Here is a 26944-nt window from a genome sequence, read left to right as displayed (position 1 = left end):
ATGGTGCTGGATGCCTTCCGTCAGCGCCTTGGCAGCATCATCGGCGGGTTCGACGCGGCGCAATCCCACCGGCGCATGCGCGGCTTCCGCGCCACCCGGGCCCATGTGAACACGCTGATCGCTGCCTCGGGCGAGACCATCACCGCCCGGGCCCGCTGGCTGGTCCGGAACAACGGCTATGCCGCGAACGCGGTCGATGCCTTTGCCAACCATGTCGTCGGCGACGGGATCAAGCCTTCATCCAAGATCGCCGAGGCCGCGAAGAAGGAGGAGTTGCAAAAGCTCTGGCTCGCCTGGACGGACGAGGCCGATGCCGAGGGTCTGACCGACTTCTTCGGCCTCCAGCGCCGGGCGGCGCGGGAGGTGTTCCTCGCAGGCGAGGTCTTCCTGCGCATTCGCACCCGCCGCCCCGAAGATGGACTGACGGTGCCGATGCAGCTGCAGATGCTGCCCTCGGAGATGCTGCCCCAGGACATGACCCGCGTCCTTCCGGGCGCGGGATCGATCCGGCAGGGCATCGAGTTCGACGGGATCGGCCGCCGCGTCGCCTATCACTTCCTGCGCCGCCACCCTGGCGACATGACCGATCCGGGGCTGGCGGGCGAGACGGTGCGGGTTCCAGCCTCGGAGGTGATCCACATTCTGGACCCGGTCGAGGCGGGACAGCTGCGGGGCGTGTCGCGCTTTGCCGCGGCCGTGGTGAAGCTCTTCACCCTCGATCTCTACGACGATGCGGAACTGGAGCGGAAAAAGACCGCGGCGATGTTCGCCATGTTCATCACCTCGCCTGCGCCAGAAACCGCCCTCGATCCGGCAGAGGACGATCTGGAGGTCGAACCGGGCCAGGTGGTGCGACTGGACCCCGGAGAGGATGTCACCACGCCATCCACCCCGGACTCGGGCAGCACCTATGAACCCTTCCAGTACCGCACGCTATTGCAGATCGGCGCGGCGCTGGGCGTGCCCTATGGCTACCTGACCGGTGACACCGCCAAGGGGAACTTCTCAAACACGCGGATCGCGCTGGTCGACTTCCGCCGCCGCATCTCGGCCTTCCAGCATTCGGTCATGGTCTATCAGCTCTGCCGTACGGTCTGGACGCGCTGGATGGACATGGCGGTGCTGGCGGGCGCCATCGACCTGCCGGGCTATGCCAGCGACCGGCCCGCATACCTTGCCTGTGACTGGCTCCCCACGAAATGGGACTGGATCGACCCCGCCAAGGATGCCTCGGCCGAGATCCTGCAGATCGAAGCGGGCCTGAAATCCCGCACACAGGCCATCGCCGAACGCGGCTACGACGCAGAGCAGGTCGACCGCGAAATCGCGGCAGAACGGAAACGCGAGGCCGAGCTGGGTCTCGACTTCCGGCGGCCGGGATCCCCGGCACAGGCGGCGAGTGGGAGCCGCGAGGATCAGGGCAGCGAAACGGACCCTGCCAGAGAGGACCAGCGAGAGAACGACGATGGCGAGGACCGGGAACACCGGCCCGCGGAGGATGCATGATGCACCACACCCAGATCGCCCAGCGCGTTTTCAACACGCCGCTGATGGTTGATCCTGCCAAGGCGCTGGCTTTCCTAACCGGGCTTGGTCCTCGGATCACCGGCAGGGAAATCAGCGTCGAGGGGCTGGAGGTCACGACCGAGGATCAAGCCACCGCCACCCTGCCTGCCCGCGCCTCGTTCTTTGGCGACGACCTGACCAACCGCCAGGCGCGAAACGGCGGCCAGCCCTTTGCAGTCGTCGACGGGATCGCCGTGATCGAGATCGCTGGCACGTTGGTGCATCGCGGGGCCTGGATCGGGCAATCCTCCGGCCTGACCTCCTACGAGGGGATCGCGGCGCAGCTGCAGGCGGCGCTGGCCGACCCCGCCATTCGCGGCATCGCTCTCGATATCGACAGCTTCGGCGGCGAGGTCGCCGGGGCATTCGATCTGGCGGATCGCATCCGCGCGGCAAGGGCGCAGAAGCCGGTCCAAGCCTTCGTCGCCGATCACGCCCTCTCGGCCGCCTATGCACTGGCCTCTCAGGCCGACCGGATCATCCTGCCCCGCACCGGCGCTGTCGGCAGCATCGGTGTCGTGGCCATGCACAGCGACATGAGCGGGGCGCTCGATCAGAAGGGCATCGCCGTCACACTAATCCACGCCGGGGCCCGCAAGGTCGACGCCAATCCCTACCAGCCCCTGCCCGAGGCCGTCCGCGCACGGATCGCGGGCGAACTTGAGGATCTCCGGCAGCTCTTCGCCGAAACCGTCGCCGAAGGTCGTGGCCGCCGCCTGGACACACGCCAGGCGCTGGGCACGGAGGCCGCCGTCTTCCGCGGTGAGGCGGCCATTTATGCCGGTCTTGCCGATGAGGTGGCCGATCCCGTCACCGCCTTCCGCGCTTTCGCCGCCGCACCCCGCGGCACAATCACCCCCAGAGGAAAGGGCCCGATGATGAACACCGCCCCCGAAGACCATGCGCAGCCTCCGGCCGCGCCTGCTGCCAGCACCCCGCCGGAACCGGCCGCGCCCGCGGCAGTCGCGCCGCCGCAGACGGAAGCGACGCCCTCCGTCGAGGCCATCCGCGCCGAGGCCGCGGAGGTTGCGCAGGTCTGCGCGCAGGCCGCCCGGCTCGGCGTTCAGATCGATGCTGCCGATGCTGTCGCCAAGGGCGTGAAACCCGAGGCCCTGCGCGCCAAGGTCCTGGCAGATCTCGCTGCCCGCAGCGATGCCGCGGGCATCATCGCCACCGCCCCGGCGACTGGCGCGAAAGAGAGTCCCATCGTCGCGGCCGCGAAGAAATCGGCCGCCGCCTCGCGCTGACATTGGCGCTGGCCACCGGCGGCATTCGTCGCTGCGCCCTCGCCCCGCCTCCCCACCCCACAGAACAATGGAGACCGAACCATGCCCGTCCTGACGGAACCGCCCAGCATGGGCGACGTCCTCAAATATGAGGTCAACCCGAACTACACCCGCGAGGTGGTGACGCTGCTCGCGGGCATGCCCTATCCCGTGGGCGCCGTCCTCGGCCGCATCACCGCCAACGGCAAATACAAACTGGCGACCAGCGGCGGCACCGATGGCGCGCAAACCGCAACGGCTGTCCTGCTCTACGCCGTCGACGCCACGCTGGCGGACGCCGAAGGAATTGTCGTCGCCCGTGGCCCCGCGATCGTGTCTCGCGCAGAGCTCGCCTACGACGCCACCGTCGATGATGCCGCCAAAATCACCACCAAGATCGGCCAGCTGGCCGCCGCAGGCATCATCGCCCGCGACGGCGTCTGACGCTGTCCACCCGACCGCGCACATCCCTTCATCCCCCGGAGCCCCACCATGACCCTCGTCCGCAATCCCTTCGACGCTGGCGGCTATTCGCTGGCCGAGATGACCCAGGCCATCAACATCCTGCCCAACCTCTATACCCGCCTCGCCCAGATCGGCCTCTTCCGCTTCGAAGGCGTCAGTCAGCGCTCGGTCATCATCGAACAATACGAAGGTGTCCTCAGCCTCCTGCCCTCTGTCCCCCTCGGCGGTCCCGCCACGGTCGGCACCCGGGAAGGCCGGTCCATGCGCAGCTTCGCGCTGCCGTGGATCCCGCATGACGATGTGGTCCTGCCAGCCGACATCCAGGGCGCCCCCGCGCTGGGCGGCGCCTTCGACGCGGCCGATCCCCTGGTCGAGGTGATGAACCGCAAGCTCCTGCTGATGCGTCGCAAGCATGCGCAGACGCGGGAATACATGGAGATGAACGCGCTCCGCGGCATCGTGAAGGACGGCGCGGGCACCACGCTATACAACTACTTCACCGAATTCGGCCTGGCGCAGATCTCGGTCGACTTCGTTCTCGGCACCGCAGGCACCAACGTGCAGGGCAAGGTCCGCGAGGTGCTGCGTGCGATCGAGGACAACTTGCTCGGCGAGGCGATGACATCCGTCCATGCGCTGGTCAGCCGCGAGTTTTTCGACAAGCTGATCGCGCATCCGAAGACGGAAGAAGCCTACAAGTTCTATGCCTCGACCGGCGCGCAGCCCCTGCGCGAGGACGTCCGCCGCAACTTTCCCTTCGGCGGCATTCTGTTCGAGGAATATTCGGGCACCGTCACCCTTTCGACCAAGGCCACCGAACGGCTGGTCCCGGCGAACGAAGGGATCGCGTTCCCCTTGGGCACGATGGACACCTTCACCACCTACGGGGGCCCGGCGAACCTGCTGGAAACCGCCAACACCATCGGCCTGCCGCTCTATGCCCGCCAGCATCTCGACGAGAAGGGGCGCTGGATCGACGTGATGACCGAGGCCTCGATCCTGCCGGTGAACAAGCGGCCGCGCCTCGCCATCCGCCTGCACACGTCGAACTGACACGCAAATGTCCGTCTTTGCCGCCGCCATGGACCGCATCTTCACCCATGCGTCCATGGCGGCCCCCGCCCTCTGGATCTCGGCCACGACCTCAGAGGAACGCCCGATCCGCATCATCCGCCGCGCCCCGGATCGCGTCACCGACTTCGGCGCGGGCCGCTTCGTCAGCGACACGACGGTGGTGGATGTGCGCGTGGCCGACCTGCCCACCCCGCGGCCGGGCGACGTGATCGTGATCGGTGCCGACAGCCATGTCATCCACGGGGAACCGCTACGGGATCGCGAACGGTTGGTCTGGACCCTCGATCTAAGGCCAGCATGAAACTGAAGCTGGAAATCAGTCCCGACCTCGTCGCAATAATGCAGGCCGAAATCGCCGCGGGCGAGAAGGCCGTCACCACCGCCATGCGCGAGGCGGGCGCGGGACTCAAATCTGCCTGGCGCGGGCAGATCACCGGCGCGGGGCTTGGCACCCGGCTTGGAAACTCGATCCGGCTGGCCACTTACCCCAAGGGCGGCGAGAGCCTGAACGCCGCTGCGCTGGTCTGGTCGAACGCCCCCGTGATCGTCGGCGCGCATGACACGGGGCCGCTGATCCGGTCACGCAACGGGTTCTGGCTGGCGATCCCCACCCCGGCCGCGGGCAAATCCACCCGCGGCGGGCGCATCACCCCCGGCGAATGGGAACGCCGCACAGGCCTGCGGTTACGCTTCATTTATCGCCGCCGCGGGCCCGGCCTGCTGGTGGCCGAGTGGCGGCTGAATTCGAAGGGCCGGGCCGTGGCGTCGAAGTCAAAAACTGGGCGCGGCGTGGCAACCGTGCCGATTTTCCTGCTGGTGCCGCAGGTCAAGTTACGCAAACGGCTGGATTTAGCACGTGATGCAGAGCGGGCGGTGGACGGCGCACGAGGAAAGATCGTGGCGGGATGGGTGACAAATTCGGACAGGGCCTGATGCTGGCTTAGCGATGTTCGCTTGATGGTTGAATTGCGCACCGCTAGCCTGATTCTAACCCGATAATGGAAGAATTCTCAAAATGATGCGCAATTTCCTCCTTGGCCTGACCACGACGGCACTCATCGCATTTCCTGCCAGTGCTGATCCGTCGCAGCAAGAGCTCGACACAGCGCGTTCAGAATGCCGCGATGCGTTTCTTGCGCGGGATGCCGAAGCCTATATGGACGCTGCGGCATCAATGATCGCATGGGGTTCCTTGCAGAACGCGGATTGGTCCAGGGAGGTCGAGCTGTGCCTTGCTTTTGCCGATGCAATTGAAGGCGCGAGTCTGGACACCGCTCGTGAAAGGGCGGCTGGCCTATCCGATGCAGTCAGCCCGACCTCTGCTCTGTCTGAGGAGGCAGCGGCACCACAAGCAGACGCGCCTGCAGCCGATACGCGGCTCGCAGATCTTCTTTCTCGGATCGAAGCAGATGGGGCAGACGTGGAAGCGATTGTGCGCGAGATCGCCGCGGACACGACCTTTGCGCCGCCTCCAAGTCCTGAACGTGATGCGCTTGAGGCAGCTCTTAATACATACGTTCGACCTATTCCCGCCGCACAAGCCGAACGCAATCTTATCGCGTATCAAGCCCTGGGCCGGGTGAACGGCGAAAACCAGACCTACGTCGACAAGGCCGCCAGCTACGAACAAGCTGTCGAAGCGGAACGTGAGCAGCTCCAAAGAACCGCCCGTGCGCTCGAGGGGCGACTGGTGCGCACGACGGCCGAGTTCGACGGTTCCTCTTGGGGACGGCACCCTTCGTCCCCGCGCTTTCAGGATATCCGAAACTATGTGACCCTCTATCTGATCGAATCTGGCTCGGGTCAGAAGACTATGGAGCTGTTCTTCAACTACACATCACGGAATGGCTGGCTGTTCGTCGAAAGCGCCTCGATCAACACTGACGGGGAAACGACCCGAGTGCCGGTTGGTCAATGGTTTCGCGACAATGACACCGAGATTTGGGAGTTCGCCAGCATGCGAGGCGACGCCGCCGTTGCGCTTGCGCGCAAAATCGCCGACGCGGATCGCGCCGTCATTCGCTTCAATGGGCAGCAATTTTATGATGATTACGTCGTGTCAGACGGGGACAAGCGTGTCATCCGAGAAATGCTCGCAATGTGGGAAGTGATCTCCGCAGAATAAAATGGGATCGCTCTGCGGCGAAGCATTCCAAGGCGAAACTCAAACCTAGGACTCGGCCAGTCACTGCCGTTCAACAGAGAGCTGATGGGCACACGTCTAAGTGGCCTGCGCCCGGCCATTCTAGCATCACGAGTATTGTGAGCCATGCCCACCACCCGCGAAACCGTCCTCGCTGCGCTGCACGCGCGGCTTCAACCGCTTGCCGCCCTCACCCTGCGTGACGAAGTGCTGCCCGAACGGATCCCCGCGGCCGGCCTGATTATCCTGCGCGATGGCCAGCCGGGCGAGCCTGCGGTGACGCTCTCGCCCCTGCGCTATCACTACCAGCACCGGGCCGAACTGGAGGTCGTCGTCCAGGCAGGCACCGGTCGGGCCAGCGCCTTCGACGACCTGATCGCCGCAATAGGTGCTGCGCTTGAGGCTGACCGGACGTTGGGCGACCTCTGCGACTGGGTCGAACCCGAGGCCCCGGCCTCGATCGATCTACCCGTGGAGGGCGCCGCAGCGCTGAAGGCGGCGCTGATCACTGTCGTACTGCACTACACCACGACCGGCCCTCTGGCCTGACACCCCACCTCCAAGGAGACCTCCATGGCACGTGCGCAAGGCGCGCGGGCGCAAATGGCGCTTGCGTTCGAGACCAGTTACGGCACCCCGCCCACGGGCGGCTTCACGAAGATGCCGTTCGCCAGCACCACGCTGGGATCCGAGCAACCGCTCCTGAACAGCGAGCTCCTGGGATATGGCCGCGATCCACTGGCGCCGATCAAGGATGCCGTGACGGCGGACGGCAACGTGGTCATCCCGATCGATGCCGCGGCCTTCGGCTTCTGGCTGAAGGCCGCCTTCGGGGCGCCGGTGACCTCCGGCGCTGCACCGGGACCCTTCACCCACGAGTTTCGCTCCGGTGCCTGGGCCCTGCCGTCGATGTCTATCGAGACCGGCATGCCGGAGGTGCCGCGCTACGCCATGTATTCCGGCTGCGTTCTCGACAGCCTGAACTGGCAGATGCAGCGTTCGGGGCTGCTGACCGCGATGGCAAGCCTTGTCGCACAAGGGGAATCCATCGCGAGCGCCTCCGCCGCAGGGACGATGGCCGACCTCGACCTACAGCGCTTCGGGCATTTCAACGGGGCGATCACGAGGAACGGCCAGCCGCTCGGCAACATCATCTCGGCCGAGATCACCTACGCCAACAACCTCGACCGGGTGGAGACCATCCGCTCTGACGGCCGCATCGACGGGGCAGACCCCTCCATTGCCGCGCTGACCGGCAAGATCGAGGTCCGCTTCGCCGATCAGGTGCTGGTGAACCAGGCCATCGCGGGCGATCCCTGCGCCCTGACCTTCGCCTATGTCCTGCCCTCGGGCGAGAGTTTCACCTTCTCGGCGCATGCCGTCTATCTGCCGCGCCCCCGGATCGAGATTCCGGGGCCGCAGGGCATCCAGGCCACCTTCGACTGGCAGGCCGCACGCGATGCCACCTTGGGTCGGATGTGCACTGCCACGCTCGTCAACGACATCGAGGAGTATTGATCTTGTTGCGTCTGAACCTTGCCCGTGAAGCTGAATGGCTCGACCTTGCGCTGGGCGTGCGCGTGAAGGTCGAGCCCCTGACCACGGCCATCATGGTCGCAGCCCGCACCGATCCGGCCGTGCGCGCCATCGCGCCTGGCACGCCCGACGACAGCATCGCGGTGATCTTCGCCAAGGCTATCGCTGCCCGCGCCATCGTCGATTGGGAAGGCGTGGGCGACGCCGATGGCGCCCCGATCCCGGTCAGCCCCGAGGCCATCGACGCGCTCCTCGATCTCTGGCCGATCTTCGAGAAGTTCCAGACCGCCTATGTCGCCAAGGGTCTGGAGCTCGAGGCAGAAAAAAACGTCTTACCGCCCTCGCCGACTGGGTCTTCGGAGGGGGCGAAGGCTACTGCCAGGCCTGCGACGGGCATTGCCCGGACTGCCCGCAAATCCTGAACGCGCCCCTGAGCCATGAGGGCTGGCAGGTCTGGGATCTGGCGCAGCGCATGGGCGGCCAGATCCGCGCCATCCCCGGCGCTGTCCTCGGATGGGACATGACGGCCGCACTGGCCATGGCCGCCGCCATGGGCATTTCCCCGCGCGCCGTCGTCGAACTGTTGCCAGTGATCGAGGCCGCGATGGTGCGCAAGTTGAACGAAGAGAGAGAAGGTCGCCGCGATGGCTGAGAAACGGGTCTCTGTCCGCCTCGCGGCCGTCGGCGGTCGCCAGGTGCGCGCCGAACTGGAAGGGATCGGCGAGGCCGGGACGCGCGGCTTCGGCCGTCTGTCGCGGGAGATGGAGGCGGCCAACACCCGGCTCGCCGCCTTCGCGCGCCGTGCCGGGATCGCCATGGCTGCGGCCGCCTCTGCCGCGACGGCAGGGCTTGGCATCATCGTGCGCAACGCGGCCCAGAGCGCCGACCAGATCCGGCAGTTCGCGCAAGTCGCCAATGCCACGCCCGAGAGCTTCCAACGCTGGGCGGCGGGGGCACGCACGGTCGGGGTCGAGCAGGAGAAGCTGGCCGATATCCTGAAGGACGTGAACGACCGGGTCGGGGATTTCCTGCAGACCGGTGGCGGGCCGATGAAGGATTTCTTCGAACAGATCGCCCCGCGTGTGGGCGTCACGGCCGAAGAGTTTGCACGCCTGTCGGGACCGGAAGCCCTGCAGCTTTACGTGACCTCGCTGGAGAAGGCGGGGCTCAGCCAGCAGGAGATGACCTTCTATCTCGAGGCCATGGCCTCGGATGCTACGCGCCTCCTGCCGCTGCTGCGCGATGGCGGGGCCGAGATGACCCGCTTCGGCGATCAGGCCCGCTCGGTCGGCGCGATCCTCGACGGCGAGGCACTGTCCTCGCTCCGCCAGACCCAGATTGCGCTGGGCAGTCTCGGCATGGTCTTTGACGGGATCCGCAACCAGATTGCCGTCGCTGTGGCGCCTGCCGTCACCTGGCTTGCCGAGGCCTTCGTGGCGCTTGCCTCCGAAGGCGGAGCCTTGCGGACGGCCCTAGATGCGCTGGGCGAGAACCTCGGCCGTATGGCCTCCTATGCCGCGGCCTTTGTGGGCGTCATGGCGGGCCGCTGGGTGGCGGGTCTGGCTGCCGCCGCGCTCTCCGTCCGGGGGCTCGCGACGGCCCTCGTCGTCCTGCGCGGCGCACTGATCCGCACCGGCATCGGGGCGCTGATCGTCGGCGCGGGCGAGCTCATCTTCCAGTTCGGGCGGCTGGTTCAGGGTACGGGCAGCGTCGGAGCCGCGCTGGGCCTTCTGGGCGACGTGGCCCGCGAGGTCTGGGATCGCATGAAGCTCGGCATGGTCGCGCTGGGCCTCTCGATCATGGCGGGCTGGGCGGAGATCAGCGCGGGCATCACCGCCGCCTTGCAGACCGGGCTCGAGGCGGTGGTGGGGTTCGGGAACGCCACGCTGAACACGTTTCAGGGGGCGATGGAGGCAGTGAAGGTGCTCTGGTCGGCACTGCCTGCCACCATTGGCGAGTTCGCCTACGGTGCGGCCAACGCGCTGATCGGCGGGGTCGAGGCCATGCTGAACGGCGTAGCGGCACGGATCGACGGATTCCTCGAAGGGATCAATGCCGGTCTCGATGTGCTGGGCATCGAGAAACGGGTGCCGCTGATCGGCACCATCGAGCTTGGCGGGATCGAGAACCCGTTTGAGGGGGCTGCAGCCAATGCGGGAGCGGAGGCGCGCGCAGCCTTCGAGGCGGCCTTCAACAGCGACCCCATCGCGCCACCCGATCTGGGCCTGTCGGCGGCTGCCGAGGCAGCGCGGGCCGAGGCCGCACGTTTGCGCGACATGATGGGTGAGGTGGCGACAGCGGCCACCGCTCCCCTGCAATCCGTGGCCGCCCTGCGGGAGGCCGTCTCGGCGTCCGGCACCGAGGCTACAGCTGGGCTCGAGGACGCACGCACGGCCGCGACGGGCCTTGGCACCGCCCTGCAGGGTGCCGGGGAGGCCGCGGAAGCCGCTGGCAGTTCCGGGCGCGGCGCAGGCAATGCGCTGCGTGAGGGGGCAGACGCGGCCAGGAATGCCTGGGAGGCCACGGCCGAGGCGGTGCGCAAGGCGCAGGAGAAGTCCCGCGAGATCGCCCAAGGGCTCGCGCAGGATATCACCGGACCCATCAAGGAAGCCCTGACCTCGGGCGAGTTTACCTGGGAGAGTTTTGCCGGTGCGATTTCGCGGATCGCGCAGAACCTCGCCACGCGGCTGATCGATCTGGCCTTCAAGCCTATCGAGAACGCGCTGATCAACGCCTTCTCCGGTGGCGGCGGGTTCTTCGGCAGCCTATTCGGTTTTGCCAAGGGCGGTGTCTTTGCGGGTTGCGCGGAACTGACCGCCTTCGCGCGGGGTGGCGTCGTGAACCAGCCGACGGTGTTTCCCTTCGCCAAAGGTGTGGGGCTCATGGGCGAGGCTGGACCCGAGGCCATCCTTCCCCTGCGCCGCGGTAGGGGCGGCAGGCTCGGGGTCGAGATGAATGGTGACGGCGCATCGGCGGCTTCTTCGATGTCGACGCGCATCATCAATGTGCTCGACCCCTCCGTCGTCGGCGACTATCTCGCCACGCCCTCGGGCGAGCGGGCCATCCTGAACGTCATCCGCCGCAACCGGGGCGCCATCAATGCCTGAACTCTGGCCCTTTCCGGCCGCGCAGGAGATCACCGAGGTTCTGGAATGGCGCACGGATGTGCTGCAGTCCCAGGCTGGCGAACAGCGCATCGCGCTGCGGTCCCGTCCGCGGGAGATCGTCACCTTCCAGCATCGCTACGACGCGCTGGGCATGGCGCGCGCGGCGGAGCTGGCGCGGGCGGGGTTTGTCGGGGAATGGCGGGTACCGCTCTGGCACATGGCGGTGCAGCCGACGGCAGATGTGGTGCAGGGGGCGACCGAGATTGTCCTAGAAACGGGCGTGGCGGATTTCCGGGCGGGGGATGCTGTGGCTATCGCGGTGGATGGCCGCGAGGCATCTCTTGCGGAGATCGCTGACGTCGAGGCAGATCGGCTGATCCTGGTGGAACCGGTGGGCGCACAGTTGCCCGCAACCACCGTAGCTGCGACGCGCATCGCCGTTGCACCCATCCGTTCCAGCGTATTGTCTGCCCCCGTCGAGATCGCACGTCGCCGCCAGAATGACGGCATGGTCACGGCCACCTTCCTGCTGCGCGATGCTCCTGATCTGTCCGCACCGGTCATGCCGACCTATCTCGGCCGTCCGGTCCAGACCGACCCGAGCCTGACCCGTTCGTCGATCACCGCCAGCCTGCGCCGCGCCGTCGAATACGTCGACAACGGCTTCGGGCCGGTCGTGGTCGAACCGCTGCGCGATCTGTTCGAGCGCGGTGAGGCGTTTACCCTGAAGGCGCAGGGCGCGGCGGAACGTTGGGCCTTGCGCCGCTGGCTCTGGTCTCTGCGTGGGCGGCAGGCAAGTTTCTGGCTGCCGACCTGGGGGCGGGAGCTGCAGCTGCGGACAGCAATGACGTCAGGATCCACGCTGATGCGCGTCGTGCCCGTTGCGGAACTGGCGGCCTATGTCGGGCGCGCGATCCTGCTTGAGATGCCGAGCGGGTTGCGGTTCCGGACGATCACCGCGGCTGTGGCGGATGGTGCGGATCATCGGCTGACGCTGTCCTCCAGCCTCGGCGAGCCGGTGGCCATCGGGATCAAGGTGCATTTCCTGACGCTGATGCGGTCGGATGCGGATCGGATCGAGATCCAGCATGGGGCCGTGGCGAGTGAGGTGAACCTGCCGGTCGTGGAGGTTCCGGAATGACAACTGACTGGAACAGAACCCGAATGACACGCTTCGGTATGAACTGTTCGCCCGCTCCTGGCCACAAAATCGCCCACGCCTCGTGCTGAGAACCAGAAATGGAACGCTCGCCGGTGCCACCACCACGGCCGGAATTTCCTTGGCCGTACCAATCTGCCGAACCCTCCGGGATCGGTATCGGAGGCGTTTGGCTCGATCGTCTGATTGCCGACTACGGCGCTGAAGCCTTTTTGGGCCTCTTTTTTCTGATCTCCATCGCAGCAATACGCCGCGCTCGTCGACCAAGAACGACGTTGGCAGTGCTGCCGCCTTCGCCGAAGGATCCACTATCGCCTTGGGGGACACCGTCTGCGTCCGAAGTCGCGCGTCCATCTGCACCACTTCAGTCTGTGCCCAGCCTTTCTCCGTCGGGGAGCCGGTGGAAGGGCATGGGACGATCCCGGTTTGCACGCTGCAAATGGCGCGTGGATGATCTCCCATCGAACGAGGTTGGCTTCGTTCGATGGACCTGCGCTGACTGCGGGTCAGAGGGGTATTCCCGCGACGGCCAGCCACCGACAGTTTGCAAGCGCAACCTGAAGCCCCGCGCAATCTGACCCCCCCTGGAACGAATGCTTCGATCAAAGTGGGGCCCGGATTCGCCGCTGAAGCGACTCACGCCAGAAGCTTGCGGATCGCCTCTTCAGACTGAGGGCGGCCAAAGAGACGAAAGCGCGACAGATGGGGCAAGGCAAGTATGGGAACGCCCGTGCTGGTTCGGTAGCGATGGATGGCAATGTCACCCCATCCTGCGGATGCCGAAGCCTCGTGGCGCGCCGCTAACCATGTCACAACGGCTCGTGATGCCTCCGTCGAGCAGCAAACGATCAATTCGATGCCGGGACGTTGGAGTGGCTGCGTCCAGAACTCACGCCCCAGTGCGAGTGCCCGGTCGCGGTCGTCCTTGCTCAAATCATTCCAGCTTGGGGTCCGAAATGGGCAAACGACCCCTGTAAGCACCTCATGCGGCTGCGCCCCGAAAACCGAAAACGCCCGCAACGCCTGGTCCGTGATGGGTGACAGCGTCGTGTACCGTTCGACGGCGTAGGAATTTCCCCTTTCATCGGACACTTCCTGCTTCACGCTGTCCGATGACGCCCGGCCAGGATTGAGAGAAAGGAAAGCTATGCGCCCGGTCTGTAGCGTGGCCCAAGGCCCATAGACGAAACGGAAACCGTCGCGCAGACCAAGTTCTGCTTCCTCGACGACGAGACGCTGATGCCAATTTTCACGATTCATTATTCATCTCCCACAAGGTCGCCTGCGGCCGAACGGGCGCGAAGTGCCGCATCCAGTTCGAGGCAACGGTCAAGCCAGTCTTTTTCGAATTGAGCCAACGCTGGCAGGTATTGGTCGAGCCATCGACGGAAGCCCTCATCCAAACGCCCATCGCGAAGCGCGATCTCCAGACTGCGCGCAATACTATCCGCGCGCACCCAACCGATCCCGTCGAAGGCAATTGGGGCCAGTCTGTCCACAGCACTGATCAGGGGGCCATCGTCCAGTACGAAATCCATGGGTGTCATCAACCAGTCACGCACGCTGGATGCGCTGACGGGATCCATGCGAAGCAAAGGTACCGTCTCGGAAGGTGGGTCCTCATCGAAGCCTGCCCTTTGTGTCCGATAAACCGGTTGTGCGGCGCAGGAGACTCCCCAGATGTCACCAAAGAGGTCGATCTTCGGCGCGTGAGGATAACCGGAGGCAATCTGCTCTACATCATCCTGCATGTCCGGCAGCATGAAGAGGTGGCCATCGATATCCAGATCGACGCTGCTGGCTCTTACAAGATAGGCACCAACGCTGAGCGGTCCGGTTGGCCCGATTGCCAGATGCAGTTCCCAGTAAGCCACCGCTTGGCCGGGTCTTTCTTGTGTATCGCCAGCCTGGTTGGTCAGCCGAAAGGGGCCGGACAGCCACCCAAAAGGCAAGCGTGCAACGGGAACCGTCGGTAGCGGCGGTGCCGAAGTCTCGAGCCAATACTGACGATCTGTGGGTTCCGTGGATTTGAAGCTGCCCGTAATTCCCTCGGTCGCAAGGTCAACAACCTCAGCTGGGCTCTGCTTGATGTTCCAGCCAGCCTGAAGACGTTCTGCCCGCTGAAAAAGCCGAACCAGATCAAGGTTCCGTGCAATCACAGCAGCATGTTCATTCATAAGCGCCGCGAGACGCTGCTCCGGAAGAGGCATGCCATCGTCTGGTTGCATATCCTTGACCGACAGATCGAGTGCGGTCAGCAATGCCCCCTGACTATTGATCGGTTCACGACCAGCCATAAGCGCGAGATGCTCCAGGAGTTGCAGGTAGACTGCCGTGCTGCGTAGTGGCTCGGCGCGTCCCTTGTATTGCGCAACCAGATTGTCGGTCACCTCGGTCGCACCGCCCTTGAGCATCCACCGATGCAGACGGAACGGCTCGCCAGATTGCGATCGGGGGCCCGCACCAATGCGCTCGCCGAGGTATTCGCAGATTTCTGACATGGAAGTGCCCGCTTCACGGAGGAGTTTCACGTGCATTCCGACTTGGGCAGCTGCCGCGAGCCGTTGACGGTCTTTCAGTCGCTTTGGGGCTGCACCATCCACGAGTGCCGCAACACGACGACGCACGCGACGAATATGTTCCGCACTGTGATCTTTCGAAGCTTTGCCGGACATTTTGTTCCTCCTTTCAGCGACGTCCACGGCGCCATGACTTGCCGCGCCGAGAACCATGGATGTGCCCGACCGTGATGATTGCGCCATCGTCGGACAGGACTACGCAGCAGCGCCCGAGTCTGTCGTCGATATTGAGTTCTTGAGCCTGAGCCTTGCTGACCGACACAATCAAAGAACCGCTGCCCGCAGGGCGCTCAACGTCAGAGTTGGCAAGAACTGCTTCGAGCAGTCTGGGCCGGATGCCGCGTTGTTGGCACCGCTGGCGTGAATGACGTGTCGTGTTGGTCGGTGAAGCCATGTTGATCATCGAGCCGTCTCCCTTTCTGATGAACTCAACATGGCAAGCCGCTACCGACCTGTATCTGCCAGAAATGGTATACAGAGAAACTTTTTTTGGTATTTTTTTTGGTAAATATCACGAAGGCGGCTGATGATCCGCCATCCGGCATCACCACACGTAGCCTGGACTGGTCCCCCAAATAATCATGACTCACGCCATCATCGAGTCCTCGACTGCCGAGGGCCGTCCCTACTATCTCTACCAGTTCGTCGAGGGCGATCAGGTCTGGCGTTTCACCAGCCGAGCCATGGACTGGACCAGCGCTGCCAGCGAAGGTGATGCAATCACCTGGGAAGCCGCCGCCATTTCCCATGGCGATGTGGTGCAAACGAGCGAGATTGAACGCGGCCGACTGGAACTTACCTGGCCGCTCTCGCACCCCTTCGCGCGCCGCTTCCTCGCGCCCTTGGGCAACACGCCGGTGACACTGACTATCTTCCGTGGCCACGAGCAGGTGCTGGGCGAGACGGTGGCGCATTGGAAGGGCCGCGTGGTCGGGGCCGAGGTCGAGGGCGTCCGGATCCTTCTGAACTGCGAGTCCGTCTTCAGCACCCTGCGCAGGGCTGGAGTTCGGGCAAAGTACCAGCGCCTCTGCCGCCACGCGCTCTACGGCCGTGGTTGCGGGCTCGACATCGGGTTCCACTGGCAGACCGGCACCGTGACGGCCGTCTCGGGCAATGCACTGACGATCCCGGAGGCGGCGGGGCAGCCCGATGGCTGGTTCCGGGGTGGGGTACTGAGGTTCGGGGCGCAGCTTGGGTTCATCATCGGCCATGCCGGAGCAACCCTGACGCTATCTCGGCCGATGCCTGAGGTGGCGGCGGCGCTGGCCGCACCCGAGGTCGATCCCGAGACCGGTGACCTTTTGCCGGTGGTTGCCGACATCGCACCCGGCTGCGACCTGCGAGCGGCCACCTGTGCGGCCAAGTTCGGCAACCTCGCGAACTTCGGCGGATTCCCTGAGATCCCCGGCCGCAACCCGTTCGGCGGCAGTTCCATCGTCTGAGCATCATCCATGGTCTGGACCTTCATCGCGCGGCTCGTCCTCGGGCTCGTGCTTTCCGCGATTTCCTATGCGCTGAGCCCGCGGCCCAAGGTCGAGAAGCCCCAGGCGGCAGGGCTCGACGATTTCACGCTGCCCACGGCTGAAGAAGGCCGACCGATCCCGGTTGTCTTCGGCACCGTGCTCATCACTGGCCCGAACGTCGTCTGGGCCGGGGACCTGCGGGTCGATCCCATCCAGAAGAAAGGCGGCAAGAAGTGACCCGCGTGACGATCCAGGACCTGCGCGCGGCACGCTACTGCCTTGCAGGCGTGCGGCCATGGTTCCGGCGGCATGGGCTCGACTGGCAGGCGTTTCTCGACGGCGGGATTGAGGCGGAGACGCTCCGCGCCACAGGTGACGCGCTGGTGGAACCGGTGATCCTGAAGGCTGAAGCGCGGGCGGCGATGATGCCGGAGGCAGACGATGGGCGGTAGGAGCAAGGCGCAGACCGTCGGCTACCGCTATTCGCTGGGCGTGCATCTGGCGCTCTGTCACGGGCCGGTCGATGCCATCCGCGAGATCCTCGTCGACCGTCGCACCGCATGGTCCGTCACGACCGGCGAGGGCTCTACCGGAGGCGGGGGCGCGGCGGTCGAGACGCGCATCGGCACCGTCGCAGGGATGACCGCCACCGCGGCACTGGCGGGAGACAGCGGCGCAACCCTCAGCTTCCCCGGCACCCGCGCGGGCGTGCGCATCGGACGCGATTACCGCCTCGCCCTCGCCAACGGGTCGAGCCAGACCATCACCCTGCAGGCCGTCACCTTCGATGCCGCAGCCAACATCACACGCTGGACAGTCCTGCCCGAGGCGCTGAGCTTCCCGGCGCAATCGGTCGAGGTCTTCGAGGCCATGACCGGCGCCAGCAATACCGGCGCCGGTGGCGGCCGCATCCGGATCGACAAACCCGACCTCTTCGGCGGCGAGAGCCGCGAAGGTGGCATCCGCGGCGATGTCGATGTGCTGATGGGCGGACCGAGCCAGGGGCCGAACGACTATCTGGCCGCGCGCATGGGCGGGGACGTGCCTGCTTACCGTGGCCTCTGCAGCCTTGTGCTGCGGCAGGTCTATCTCGGCATCAATCCGTATCTCAAACCATGGGCGGTTCGGGTCACCCGCGTGCTGACCGGAGAGGCGGGGGCGGTGCAGTGGTATCCCGAGAAGGCAGCCATCGTGCCGGAGGCCAATATCTCGGATGCGGCGATCTACATCGCGCTCGACGTTTCGGGCTCTATGTCGGGCACACGTATGTCGGCCCAGAAGGCAGGCGTCGCAGCCCTCATCCGCGAGATCGCGGCGGGCGTGGATCCCGACCGGCCGAACGACATCCGCATCGTCCTCTGGAACGCTGCGGTCGCCGGATCGATCGAACGACGCAACATGGGCCCTGCCGACTATGCCGCACTCGAGACCTGGATGCTGGGGCTCTCGAACTTCACCAATGGCGGCACGAGTTTCAACGCCGCCTTCGCGGAAGCAAACACCTTCTTCGCGGGTGGTGGGTCCAAACGCCGGATCGTCATCTTCGTGACCGATGGTGAGCCATCGCCAGTATCCTCGGTCGATGCGGCGCTGGCCATCATCCGCACCCTTCCGCCTGCCGACATCTTCGGCTTCAACATCGCGCTCGCGAACACGTCCTACACCGCGCGCATCGATAACACCCCCGTCGATGGGGTGCCGGTGATCCCGCCCGGCAACCCGCAGGCACTGGTCGCCTCCCTGCGCGGCGCCTTCGGCAACGGCCAGGACATGAACCCGGCGCATATCATCCGGGAATGCCTGACCAACCGGGATTGGGGCCTTGGCTATTCCTCGGTTGAGATCGGGGCGAGTTTTACCACCGCCGCGGATGCACTCTATACCGAGGGCTTCGGCCTCTCGCTGATCTGGCAGCAGGACTCGTCCATCGAGGAGTTCATCGCCAGCGTCCTCGACCATATCGATGCCACGCTGTTCATCGACCGGCGCACCGGGCTCTGGGAGTTGAAGCTGATCCGGGCGGATTATGCAGCCGCAACGCTGCCGCTCTTCGACGAGACCAATGTTGTGGATTGGGGTCGTCTTGGCCGTCGCTCGCCCTCCGATCTGGTGAACTCGGTCACAGTGCGGTTCACCGATGCCTGGACCGACGATACCGGTGCCGTCAGCGTGACCGAGACCGCGCGCGTCCAGGCCATGGGCGAGGTGCTGGCGACCACGCTCGACTATCCCGGCATCCGCTATCAGGGGCTGGCGGTACGCGTGGCCGAACGTGACCTGCGTGCCTTGTCCGCCCCCCTCCTGACCGGCGAGATCGTCGTCAACCGTGAAGGCGCAGACCTCGGGCCGGGCGATGTGATCCGGCTGCGTTCGACGCGGCTGGGTCTCGATGACGTCGTGATGCGGATTTCCGAGATCGGACAGGGCGATGGCCGCGACAACGGCATCCGGCTGAAGATTGCCGAGGATGTCTTCGCGCTGGGCGCCACCGCCATCGCGGGCGGACGGATGCCGACCGGCTCGGGTGTCGCCGCCCCGCCGCGGGCACTCGCTCGGCGCATGGTCGAGGAAGCCCCATACTGGCTTCTCGTCCGCGAGCTTGGCCACAGCGAGGCCGACCGCCGCCTTGCCGAGGATCCGGACGCAGGCGCGCTGGTCGCGACCGGCGAACGCCCGAGCGCCGATGCCCTGGCGGCCCAGCTCTGGATCGATCCCGGTACCGGACCCGCGCAGGAGGGGGTGGTCGCCTTCGCCCCGACCGCTCTGCTGGCTGCGGATGTGACCGACAGCCCGGAAGCACGCGTGGTCCCGGTCACCAGCTGGCGCGACATCGGCGAGGTCGAGATCGGAACGCTCGTCAGCATTGATGGCGAACTGGTCCGCGTGGACGGGATCACGCCCAGCAGCATCACAGTTGGACGTGGATGCCTCGATACCGTCCCGCGCGCACATGCCTCCGGCACGCCGGTGATCTTCTTCGATGACGTGGCTCGGATCACCGAAGACAGCTGGGCCGCTGGCGAGACGCTGCTGGCCCGGCTGCTTCCCGAGACCGGGCGCGGCACACTGGCCTTCGCGCTCGCGCCCGAAGATGCCGTGACGCTGGACCACCGCGCCATCCGGCCCCTGCCGCCAGGGCGGGTGCAAGGGAACGGCAGTTATGCCCCAAACGTCGATGCGCTGGTCACCGGCAGTCTTGCCCTGACCTGGACGCATCGGGACCGGTTGACCCAGACCAGTCCCGTCATCGTCGACCACACTGGAGCCTCCATCGGGCCGGAGCCGGGGGTCAGCTACATCATCGAGGTGCGCTGGGTAGACCCGGACACCGGTGTGGCCATCCTGCCTGCGGGCGTGGTGATCGATGCAGGAACCGCTGCCAGCTGGTCCGTGGCGCCCGAGACCATTCCAGAGTTGGGCGCGCCGGATCGCACGGCCGAGATCGAACTGGCCGTCCGGTCCCGGCGTCTGGTCGAAGGCAGCTGGATCACCGACCGCGAGGCGCGCTGGTTTCGGCTGACGGCACCGTTTGCCGCCGGATGGGACCGAGGCTGGGGTTTCCTCTGGGGCACCTGACCCCGGAATTCACGATAACGAGCGAGGACAAGCATGCCGGAACGGATCATGCCGGGATTGGGGCTGCGCGCCTTCTATGATCCCGGCCAGCGCAACTGGGGCACCAGCCTCAGCGAAGACCTGCGACGTGTGTCTGCGCTGGTTCAGCCGCGCGCCACTTCACGGACTGCAGCACTTCCTGCCACCGGCACCGCGGGCCAGATCGCCATCGTGCCCGCCGCGGCAGGCGCCAATGCCAATGCGCTGGCGCTCTGGGACCAGTCGCTAGCCGGGGCTGCGGCTTGGGTCTATCTGCCCCCGCAAGAAGGCTGGCAGGTCTGGATCGCCGACGAGGCCCGACATGTACGGTTCACGGCCGGATCATGGGTCGAGGTTCCGCGCCCCGGCATCGTGCGCATCCGCACGCTCACCGCCACCAGCCACACACTGGAAACGGTCGATCTGGGCAGCATTCTCGAGACGACCGGTTCCTCGGCCGTCACGGTGACCATTCCCCCCGAGGCGACCGTTCCCTTCGAGTTCGGCGCGCTGATTAACATCACGCAGGTTGGCGCCGGGGTCGCGACGGTGGCAGCTGCGGCGGGTGTGTCGCTGAACGGTGTCCCGGGCGGTTCGGTCGCCCTCGACGGCCAATGGTCCGGTGCCGCCCTCGTGAAGCGCGGGGCGGATGCCTGGATCATCCAGGGCGCGCTGGCGGGAGCCGTCGCATGAGCCTCCTGATGATGCGCGGTGCCATCCTTGCCCAAGGCGGCGATGCCGCACCGCCGGTCGATATCGGCGCGGTCTGGCAGCTGGACACCACCCGCCGCCCCGCGGGCTACGCCCTGTCGAACGGCAATCAGACCGCCGTGAACACCTCGGGCGGCACCAACTACATGCGCTGGGTGCCGACCGCCAAGGCAATCCTGCCCACGGACGGGCGGCGCTATTGGGAAGTCCTCTGCGCCACTGGGGCCGCCACCTTCGACGGCTACATGGGCGTCGTCGCGGCGGCACAGCGCGAGGAATTCAACGTCGGCCTCAACCCGATCACCTTGGGCTCGATCGGCTGGCGCGGCACCGGGGTGCTCTGGTCCTCACCCACCGCCACGGCGGAACAGCGTCTGACGGGTCTTCCCACATTCGGCGCGGGTGACGTTCTGATGTTCGTCCTCGACCCGGCCCTCGGCCGCCTCTGGATCGGCAAGAACGGGATCTGGCGCGACGATCCGGTCAGCGCAGCCGCGACCTGGACCGCAGGCGGAAGCCCCGCCTTCTATCCGCAGGTCCAGGGGCGCAACCCCGGTGACGGCGGCACGCTCCGCTCGCTGCCCTCCCAGTTCAGCTATCCGGTGCCCCCGGGTGTGACGGCGCTGGGTTACCTGGATCCCGACCTCCGCGTCTTCGACGCCGCTGCCTTTCTCGAGATCGGCTGGGACAGCGGCCTCAGCATCGCTGGCGCCTCCCTCTGGATCAGCCGGGGTGGCGGGGCACATCTCACCGCCGCAGATGCCGCGCTCTTCCTCGAGCACGGTGGGGGGCGCGGCGCCACCTGGACCCAAGCCAACCTCTACATCGAAGTGGAACTGCCATGAGCTACATCCTGCATCTCGGCCACCAGCCGACCGACGTCTCGGGCATTTCCGGGCTTCTGAACACGACCGCCATTGGCTTCGATGCCAACCTCGACGTGAACGGCATCCGCTTCATCGCCTCGCGCAGTTATGCCATGCCGTTCTCCCTCGGATTTGCGGCACCCGCGGGCGATCTCTGGCTCGGCTTCCGCTACGTGCCGCCCAACGGGGATGCCGACCTCATCACCGAGGCCAATGCCAGTTTCATCGAGTTCTTCGACGCGAACCAGGTCCGCGTCGCGCAGATCCAGCCGGTGGCCAGCACGGATCGCTACCACGCTGTCGCACGCGGCGACACGAGCGTGCAGGGCAATTCGAGCTACACGCCCCCAAATGGCCAGCCGCAATGGATCGACGTGCGCGTGGCGGTGGGAGCCAGCATCACCATCGACTTCTACGTCGACGGCGTCCTGCAAAGTTCGTCGACAGCCGCCAACACCCAAGGCAAGGGCAAGCCGGTGCAGATCGTTTTCCCGAACGTCGGGCTGCACGGCACCAGCGTCACGCGCACCTGGTACTATGCGCATTTCGCGGTGCTGGATGGCGTGTCGACCATCGGGCGGCGCTTTGTCCGCCGCACGCCCAATGCCATCGCCACCTTCAGCCAGATGGCGGGCAGCATCGATGCGCTGAAGGACGAGGATGTCGGCACCCGCGTGTCCAGCAACACCGCTGGTCAGCGGCTGTCCTTCTCGCTCACAGGGCCGACCGGGCCCGCTTCAGTTGCCGCCATCGCCGGTGTTCATGTGAAGCAGGTCGCGCAGGCAGGGACGGTTGGGCCGCAGGCGGCTGCGGGGTTCCTGCGGATGGGTGGGGTCAATCATGATGCGGCCCCGGTCACCGTGCCGTCTCTTGCGCCGAGGTCGGTCTATTCCACATGGGCACTGAACCCGGCTGACAGCAGCGTCTGGACGAGCGTGACCCTGCCTGCCGAAGTCGGGATCCTCTCCACATGAGCCCGCGCCGTTCCGGAGAGGGCCATGTCCGCATGCCGGATGCCGAGTTCGAGGAACTCCTCGCGCGGGCGGCAGAAGAGGGGGCGAAGCGTGCGCTGGCCGATGTTGGCCTCGACGGCAAGGAAGCCGCCCTCGACATCCGCGATCTGCGCGCGCTGCTTGATGCCATCCGTTTTGTGCGCCGAACTGCTGTCCAGAGCGCGGTTCACCTGATCACCACGGGCGTCATTCTCGCGTTGCTCGCGGGGATTGCGATCAAGCTGAAGATCTTTGGCAGCGCGCCCTGACCGGGAGGCGCTGCCCATTTCATCATCGAAACCACCACCTCACCCGCCCCCAAAGGCGGGTTTTTCCATTTGGAGGATTCCCCATGCCGACCCTGTCTTTTCCCACCTGGCGCGACGTTCCCGAGAAGGCGTGGCGCTGGCCCAGCTTCTCGCCCGCCGAGATCGCCTGCCGCGGCACCGGCGCGATCAAGATCAACACCGAGGCGATGGACAAGCTGCAGGCCCTTCGCGACCGGCTGGGCAAGCCGCTGATTGTCCGGTCAGCCTATCGCAGTCCCGAACACAACCGCGCTGTCGGCGGGGCCCCGGCCTCGAAGCACATGCAGGGCACGGCCTTCGACATCGCCATGGCAAACCACGATCCGGTGGCCTTCGAGGCGGCGGCAAGGGCGGTCGGATTCCTCGGCTTCGGGTACTACCGCCGGTCAGGCTTCATACACATCGACCTCGGGCCTGCCCGGTCCTGGGGCGATCCCTTCCCGGTGCGGCCTGTGCCCTTCGCGCCGGAACTGCCGCCTGCGCGCGAAGCCCTGTCGGAAAGCCGCACGCTCCGGGGCGGGGGTGCTGCGGGCGCTGCCACCGTCGGCGCCGCCGGTGTTGAAGTGCTGCAGGACGTCCTCGCAGAAACCCAGTCCACGATCCAGCCGCTTGTGCCCTACCTCGACACGCTGCGCTGGGTGCTGATCGTTATCGCGCTGATCGGAATCGCCATCACCATCCACGCCCGGCTGGACGACTGGAAGCGGGGCCAGCGGTGATCGGCTGGCTCCCCACCTATGGCCCGGCGCGGAAGGCGCTGGGCCTATTTCTCGCCGCGGTAGCGATCCTGCTGTTCCTGATGAACTTGCGTCTCGCCGGTGAGCGCGCTGGGCGTGCCGCCGAACGGCTTGATGCCAGAGAGAGAAACGATGCCGTCCACCGCCAGATGCTCGACGCCGCCGCCCGCCGCCCTGCTGATCGCGTTGCTCTGGCTGACCGGCTGCGCGATGGCCGGTTCTAAGACCCGCGGGCCATGTCCGCCCGTGGTCGACTATACGGCCGCCGAGCAGGTGCGGGCGGGCGACGAGGTAGAGGCTTTGCCGGAAGGCGCGGTCATCGTCCGGATGCTGAGCGATTACGCTGTCTTGCGTGATCAAGCGCGAGCGTGCCAATGATGACAAAGCACGGGCCTCGGCACCAATTTCTCAGCCGTGGCTCGTTGTTCTCGATCAGCGGTATGGTCTTATGATTGAATGGCCCTTTGAGTTCCAGCGTGTTCATGACGCCCTCGAAAGGCGGACCATGACAGGCCAGGAAGCTGCGCGCGAAATCTTCGTCGCAAGACGGAAGCATGGCCCGCCTTGGCACTGGAAGAACTGGAAGCGCACCAGGGTGCAATTCCTCGGTTCGGAATGCGCAACGTGCGGCGCTGACCATGAAGCTGTGCTTGTTCTTCAGCACACGGTGAGAATCCCCCGTGTTCAGCCCTATTTGGACAAGGCGAAGGCTGAATATGCGGCGCGGGAACCTGCCCACGACTATCGCGCTGAGTTGCGGGAAGAATGCTACGCGATCCGAGACGCCGTCGTTCCGGAAATGCGGGACTGCTGCCCTCTTTGCTTCAGCCTGTCGATTCAGTTTCGCAAGAAGGCGGGAACGTGGATCTGCAACAGTCCCGTCGGGCGGGGCTATTGCGGGCACGTCTTCGATGTTCCGGCGAAGAAGGAAGCCCTCACGGCGGCCCAGAAACGCGGTATCCGCGCGCGAAAATATATGGCCTGGCGTGAGAAGGCGACGAACTGGGACGGTGATTGGAAGCGCGGAGCGATTCTCGCATGGCTTGCGGATTTCCGGGAGTATCTGTCGCTGAAGCACACAAAGACGCTGTGTAAGCGTTGCGCTTTCCTGGAGGACATGACCGATCTGAAGCCATGCCCGGAGTGCGGATTTGCGTTCTCAAGGACAGAAACTGCGTGCCCCGACTGCGGCCGTGCGGTCGCCGAGGCTCAAGCTGAGAGCGAAGAGGGAGAGACGGATGACGGCCCGACCCAGAACGACGACGCTGGAAATCGATGAGGAACTGTACGAGATCCTGATGTTGATGGTGAGCGACGCAGGGCCCTATCAATCTGTCAGCGCCTATGTTGAAGACTTGGTCCGGCGCGACATGGCAAGCCAGGAGGCCTCTGCATTCATGGAACTGCGGGCGGAAATTGTCGCTGGGTTCAGCGCCCCAGAATCCACCTACCATCCGTTGTCTGCTGCGGAGGTGAGCGCGCGTAACCGCCTTTGACGGATCAGCCGTTTCGCGTGATCCGGGTGCGATCCGTTCCAAGGTTCATCGACCGGCAAAATCCGCCTATGGAACAGTCTTGCGGAGAATAGCGGGTCTAATCTCCGCAAAATCTGCGGTGATTGAACATGATGACGCCGTGGGGTGCGGACCTGCGCAGGTTGCGTGAAGTCGAGCGGCATGTTACAAAACCTAGGACAGTATGCACTTGTGTCCGAGGTTTTGTAACGATGCTTGCGACGGATCAGGGCCAGCGCGCCCGCATGATCGACTACATGGAAGTTCATGCGCCAGCCCGTTCAAGGGATCTGGCCTCCATCGGCGTGAGCGGAACCACCATCGCGAGGGCGGTGGCAGATGGCGTGGTAGTGCGGATCGGGCGGGGACTGTACCAGCTGCCCGACAGCGAGCCAGACCTTCATGCAGGGCTGATCGAGATCGCCAAGCTCGCACCCAAGGCCGTCATCTGCCTGACCTCGGCACTGTCTTTTCATCAGCTGACTGACCAGCTGCCACGCCGGGTATGGATCGCCATCGGCGCCAAGGACTGGGCCCCGAAGATCGAATACCCGCGCATCCGCATCGTGCGCTTCCGTGAGCCCTACCTGACCAATGGCACTGAGGTCCATCGGATCGGGGAGGCGGAGGTTCGGGTCTATTCCATCGCCAAGACGATTGCAGACGCATTTCGGAACCCGAAGTTGGTGGAGCGATCGGTGGCCATCGAAGCGATGAAGGCCGCGCTGAGCGCCAGGAAGGCAACGGCAGGCCAACTTGCCGCCGCCGCTCGCGAGAACGGCGCATGGAACCAGATGCGCCCCTATCTGGAGGCCCTGACGTCAAATGGCTAAGCAGCCGAAAGATATCGCGGCATCTGTGCGTCAGCGTCTGCTGAACCTCGCCCGTGCGGAAGGTCAGCTGTTCGACGTCGTCCTGGTGGCTTTCGGTCTCGAACGACTGGTGTACCGGCTGTCGGTCTCCGAATACCGCAACCGCTTCGTCCTAAAGGGTGGCATGCTCGTCACCTTGTGGACAGCCGACACCGGGCGTTTCACCCGGGACATCGACTTCCTGGCGTTCAGCTCGGACGAGGAGGCCGAACTCAAGACCGCGTTCTCTCAGATCCTCGCCATCGATGGAGGCGATGGGCTGGTCTACGACGTAGCCAGCCTGACGGCCGTCGCCATTCGGGAAGACCAGATCTATGGCGGGATGCGGCTCCGGACTGATGCATATCTCGGGAGCACGCGCATTCCGATCACCGTGGACCTCGGCTTTGGCGATGCCTTGGCGGATCCGCAATTCGAGATCGAGTACGGCTCCCTGCTGGACTTTCCTGCCGCATCGATCCGCGCCTATTCACCGGCCACCGTCATCGCCGAGAAGTTCCAGGCCGTAGTTGCGCTGGGCTTGGCGAACAGCCGGATGAAGGATCTCTATGATCTCTGGACGCTGCCGAAGTCCGTCAACATCGACACGGGCGACCTCACGGCCGCGATCCGAGGAACCTTCGCTCGACGCGATACGATTGTTCCAGTCTCCTGCCCTGTCGGTCTGTCGGAGGAGTTCTCGACCGATCCGGCGAAGATGACGCAGTGGCGGGCCTACTCTGGGGGCACGGCTCTCGAAGGGCGGCCGCTCGCGGAGGTCACTGCGGAGATCTGGGCTTGGCTTGAACCGGCATGCAGGGCGGCGGAATGATTGCCGCGTTCTGCGTGATCATGTTGCCCGTGTAGGGGGCCTCGTAAAACGTTGACCAGGTGTTGACAAGAATTTGGAATGACAAAAGCCGAGCGTTATGCTCGGCTTTGAAGTCTTTGATATTCTTATAGATTTTGGTTGCGGGGGCAGGATTTGAACCTGCGGCCTTCAGGTTATGAGCC

Annotated in this window: 32 protein-coding genes; 29 read left to right on the top strand and 3 right to left on the bottom strand. The window is 65.4% G+C overall.

The window, feature by feature from the left end; all coding sequences use genetic code 11:
- From E8M84_RS21165 to E8M84_RS21590, 13 genes are all read left to right on the top strand, one after another.
- On the top strand, positions 1 to 1506 hold the full coding sequence (locus tag E8M84_RS21165) for a phage portal protein (RefSeq protein ID WP_137113246.1): 1506 nt from the start codon (positions 1 to 3) through the stop codon (positions 1504 to 1506).
- Positions 1506 to 2813 carry a S49 family peptidase gene (locus E8M84_RS21160; protein ID WP_137113267.1) on the top strand — a complete coding sequence of 436 codons (1308 nt, stop codon included), beginning with the start codon at positions 1506 to 1508 and terminating at the stop codon, positions 2811 to 2813. Before E8M84_RS21165 ends, E8M84_RS21160 begins: the two co-directional genes overlap by 1 nt.
- An 81-nt stretch (positions 2814 to 2894) precedes the next feature.
- Entirely contained in the window at positions 2895 to 3275 is a 381-nt protein-coding gene (locus tag E8M84_RS21155; protein ID WP_137113245.1) for a head decoration protein, read from the top strand.
- Between the two features lie 48 nt (positions 3276 to 3323).
- Entirely contained in the window at positions 3324 to 4349 is a 1026-nt protein-coding gene (locus E8M84_RS21150) for a major capsid protein (protein WP_137113244.1), read from the top strand.
- A gap of 7 nt (positions 4350 to 4356) precedes the next feature.
- Positions 4357 to 4671: a hypothetical protein gene (locus E8M84_RS21145; protein WP_137113243.1), complete on the top strand. Its 315-nt coding sequence runs from the start codon at positions 4357 to 4359 to the stop codon at positions 4669 to 4671.
- On the top strand, positions 4668 to 5303 hold the full coding sequence (locus E8M84_RS21140) for a DUF6441 family protein (RefSeq protein WP_137113242.1): 636 nt from the start codon (positions 4668 to 4670) through the stop codon (positions 5301 to 5303). The genes E8M84_RS21145 and E8M84_RS21140 overlap by 4 nt, the downstream gene beginning before the upstream one ends.
- 82 nt (positions 5304 to 5385) lie before the next feature.
- The gene (locus tag E8M84_RS21135) at positions 5386 to 6495 is read left to right on the top strand and encodes a hypothetical protein (RefSeq protein ID WP_137113241.1); all 1110 of its coding nucleotides are present in this window, start codon (positions 5386 to 5388) and stop codon (positions 6493 to 6495) included.
- Positions 6496 to 6639: 144 nt separating this feature from the next.
- On the top strand, positions 6640 to 7062 hold the full coding sequence (locus E8M84_RS21130; RefSeq protein ID WP_137113240.1) for an acyl-CoA transferase: 423 nt from the start codon (positions 6640 to 6642) through the stop codon (positions 7060 to 7062).
- A 24-nt stretch (positions 7063 to 7086) separates the two neighbouring features.
- On the top strand, positions 7087 to 8031 hold the full coding sequence (locus E8M84_RS21125) for a phage tail tube protein (RefSeq protein ID WP_137113239.1): 945 nt from the start codon (positions 7087 to 7089) through the stop codon (positions 8029 to 8031).
- Positions 8032 to 8033: 2 nt separating this feature from the next.
- A complete protein-coding gene (locus E8M84_RS21120; RefSeq protein ID WP_137113238.1) occupies positions 8034 to 8471 on the top strand; it encodes a hypothetical protein in 438 nt (145 codons plus the stop codon).
- 50 nt (positions 8472 to 8521) lie between these two features.
- Entirely contained in the window at positions 8522 to 8701 is a 180-nt protein-coding gene (locus E8M84_RS21115; RefSeq protein WP_137113237.1) for a hypothetical protein, read from the top strand.
- The gene (locus E8M84_RS21110) at positions 8694 to 11156 is read left to right on the top strand and encodes a phage tail tape measure protein (protein ID WP_137113236.1); all 2463 of its coding nucleotides are present in this window, start codon (positions 8694 to 8696) and stop codon (positions 11154 to 11156) included. Before E8M84_RS21115 ends, E8M84_RS21110 begins: the two co-directional genes overlap by 8 nt.
- Positions 11149 to 12297 carry a hypothetical protein gene (locus tag E8M84_RS21590; protein WP_170972026.1) on the top strand — a complete coding sequence of 383 codons (1149 nt, stop codon included), beginning with the start codon at positions 11149 to 11151 and terminating at the stop codon, positions 12295 to 12297. The genes E8M84_RS21110 and E8M84_RS21590 overlap by 8 nt, the downstream gene beginning before the upstream one ends.
- Positions 12298 to 12951: 654 nt before the next feature.
- Here the strand turns inward: E8M84_RS21590 and E8M84_RS21100 are convergent.
- Together E8M84_RS21100 and E8M84_RS21095 are read right to left on the bottom strand one after the other, a co-directional pair.
- Positions 12952 to 13575 (bottom strand): hypothetical protein, encoded by a 624-nt coding sequence (locus E8M84_RS21100; protein ID WP_137113235.1) that lies wholly within the window; start codon positions 13573 to 13575, stop codon positions 12952 to 12954.
- On the bottom strand, positions 13575 to 14990 hold the full coding sequence (locus tag E8M84_RS21095) for a hypothetical protein (protein WP_137113234.1): 1416 nt from the start codon (positions 14988 to 14990) through the stop codon (positions 13575 to 13577). Before E8M84_RS21095 ends, E8M84_RS21100 begins: the two co-directional genes overlap by 1 nt.
- A 55-nt stretch (positions 14991 to 15045) precedes the next feature.
- On the opposite strand from E8M84_RS21095, the gene E8M84_RS21090 reads away from it, so the two are divergent.
- The 16 genes from E8M84_RS21090 (at position 15046) to E8M84_RS21015 (ending at position 26762) form a co-directional block, all read left to right on the top strand.
- Positions 15046 to 15258, top strand: coding sequence for a hypothetical protein (locus tag E8M84_RS21090; RefSeq protein ID WP_137113233.1), 213 nt, complete (start codon positions 15046 to 15048; stop codon positions 15256 to 15258).
- Positions 15259 to 15286: 28 nt separating this feature from the next.
- Positions 15287 to 15421 (top strand): hypothetical protein, encoded by a 135-nt coding sequence (locus E8M84_RS21850; protein ID WP_276607140.1) that lies wholly within the window; start codon positions 15287 to 15289, stop codon positions 15419 to 15421.
- 54 nt (positions 15422 to 15475) lie between these two features.
- Positions 15476 to 16336 (top strand): phage BR0599 family protein, encoded by an 861-nt coding sequence (locus E8M84_RS21085; RefSeq protein ID WP_137113232.1) that lies wholly within the window; start codon positions 15476 to 15478, stop codon positions 16334 to 16336.
- A 9-nt stretch (positions 16337 to 16345) separates the two neighbouring features.
- A complete protein-coding gene (locus E8M84_RS21080) occupies positions 16346 to 16594 on the top strand; it encodes a hypothetical protein (protein WP_101923142.1) in 249 nt (82 codons plus the stop codon).
- Positions 16591 to 16809 (top strand): hypothetical protein, encoded by a 219-nt coding sequence (locus tag E8M84_RS21075; protein ID WP_137113231.1) that lies wholly within the window; start codon positions 16591 to 16593, stop codon positions 16807 to 16809. Before E8M84_RS21080 ends, E8M84_RS21075 begins: the two co-directional genes overlap by 4 nt.
- Positions 16799 to 19933, top strand: coding sequence for a phage tail protein (locus E8M84_RS21070; RefSeq protein ID WP_137113230.1), 3135 nt, complete (start codon positions 16799 to 16801; stop codon positions 19931 to 19933). The genes E8M84_RS21075 and E8M84_RS21070 overlap by 11 nt, the downstream gene beginning before the upstream one ends.
- A 33-nt stretch (positions 19934 to 19966) precedes the next feature.
- Entirely contained in the window at positions 19967 to 20644 is a 678-nt protein-coding gene (locus E8M84_RS21065; RefSeq protein ID WP_137113229.1) for a DUF2793 domain-containing protein, read from the top strand.
- Complete coding sequence (locus E8M84_RS21060) at positions 20641 to 21507, top strand: hypothetical protein (RefSeq protein WP_137113228.1); 867 nt, start codon at positions 20641 to 20643, stop codon at positions 21505 to 21507. The genes E8M84_RS21065 and E8M84_RS21060 overlap by 4 nt, the downstream gene beginning before the upstream one ends.
- Positions 21504 to 22502 (top strand): FscB, encoded by a 999-nt coding sequence (locus tag E8M84_RS21055; RefSeq protein WP_137113227.1) that lies wholly within the window; start codon positions 21504 to 21506, stop codon positions 22500 to 22502. Before E8M84_RS21060 ends, E8M84_RS21055 begins: the two co-directional genes overlap by 4 nt.
- Before the next feature lie 32 nt (positions 22503 to 22534).
- The gene (locus E8M84_RS21050) at positions 22535 to 22789 is read left to right on the top strand and encodes a DUF6127 family protein (RefSeq protein ID WP_205914652.1); all 255 of its coding nucleotides are present in this window, start codon (positions 22535 to 22537) and stop codon (positions 22787 to 22789) included.
- A gap of 83 nt (positions 22790 to 22872) precedes the next feature.
- A complete protein-coding gene (locus tag E8M84_RS21045; RefSeq protein ID WP_137113225.1) occupies positions 22873 to 23547 on the top strand; it encodes a D-Ala-D-Ala carboxypeptidase family metallohydrolase in 675 nt (224 codons plus the stop codon).
- Complete coding sequence (locus E8M84_RS21040) at positions 23544 to 23789, top strand: hypothetical protein (protein ID WP_137113224.1); 246 nt, start codon at positions 23544 to 23546, stop codon at positions 23787 to 23789. Before E8M84_RS21045 ends, E8M84_RS21040 begins: the two co-directional genes overlap by 4 nt.
- A 128-nt stretch (positions 23790 to 23917) precedes the next feature.
- Complete coding sequence (locus E8M84_RS21030) at positions 23918 to 24844, top strand: hypothetical protein (RefSeq protein ID WP_137113222.1); 927 nt, start codon at positions 23918 to 23920, stop codon at positions 24842 to 24844.
- Positions 24804 to 25061: an addiction module antitoxin gene (locus E8M84_RS21025; RefSeq protein ID WP_137113221.1), complete on the top strand. Its 258-nt coding sequence runs from the start codon at positions 24804 to 24806 to the stop codon at positions 25059 to 25061. Before E8M84_RS21030 ends, E8M84_RS21025 begins: the two co-directional genes overlap by 41 nt.
- 263 nt (positions 25062 to 25324) lie before the next feature.
- Positions 25325 to 25912, top strand: a complete 588-nt coding sequence (locus tag E8M84_RS21020) for a type IV toxin-antitoxin system AbiEi family antitoxin domain-containing protein (protein ID WP_205914651.1) — start codon at positions 25325 to 25327, stop codon at positions 25910 to 25912.
- A complete protein-coding gene (locus tag E8M84_RS21015; protein WP_137113219.1) occupies positions 25905 to 26762 on the top strand; it encodes a nucleotidyl transferase AbiEii/AbiGii toxin family protein in 858 nt (285 codons plus the stop codon). Before E8M84_RS21020 ends, E8M84_RS21015 begins: the two co-directional genes overlap by 8 nt.
- Here the strand turns inward: E8M84_RS21015 and E8M84_RS21630 are convergent.
- Positions 26710 to 26944: hypothetical protein (locus E8M84_RS21630; protein WP_205914650.1), on the bottom strand; the 235-nt coding region annotated here is incomplete at its 5' end. The genes E8M84_RS21015 and E8M84_RS21630 overlap by 53 nt on opposite strands.

The organism is Rhodobacter sp. SY28-1, assembly GCF_005222785.1.
Taxonomy (GTDB): Bacteria; Pseudomonadota; Alphaproteobacteria; order Rhodobacterales; family Rhodobacteraceae; genus Tabrizicola.
This window is presented reverse-complemented; position numbering and strand designations above follow the sequence as displayed.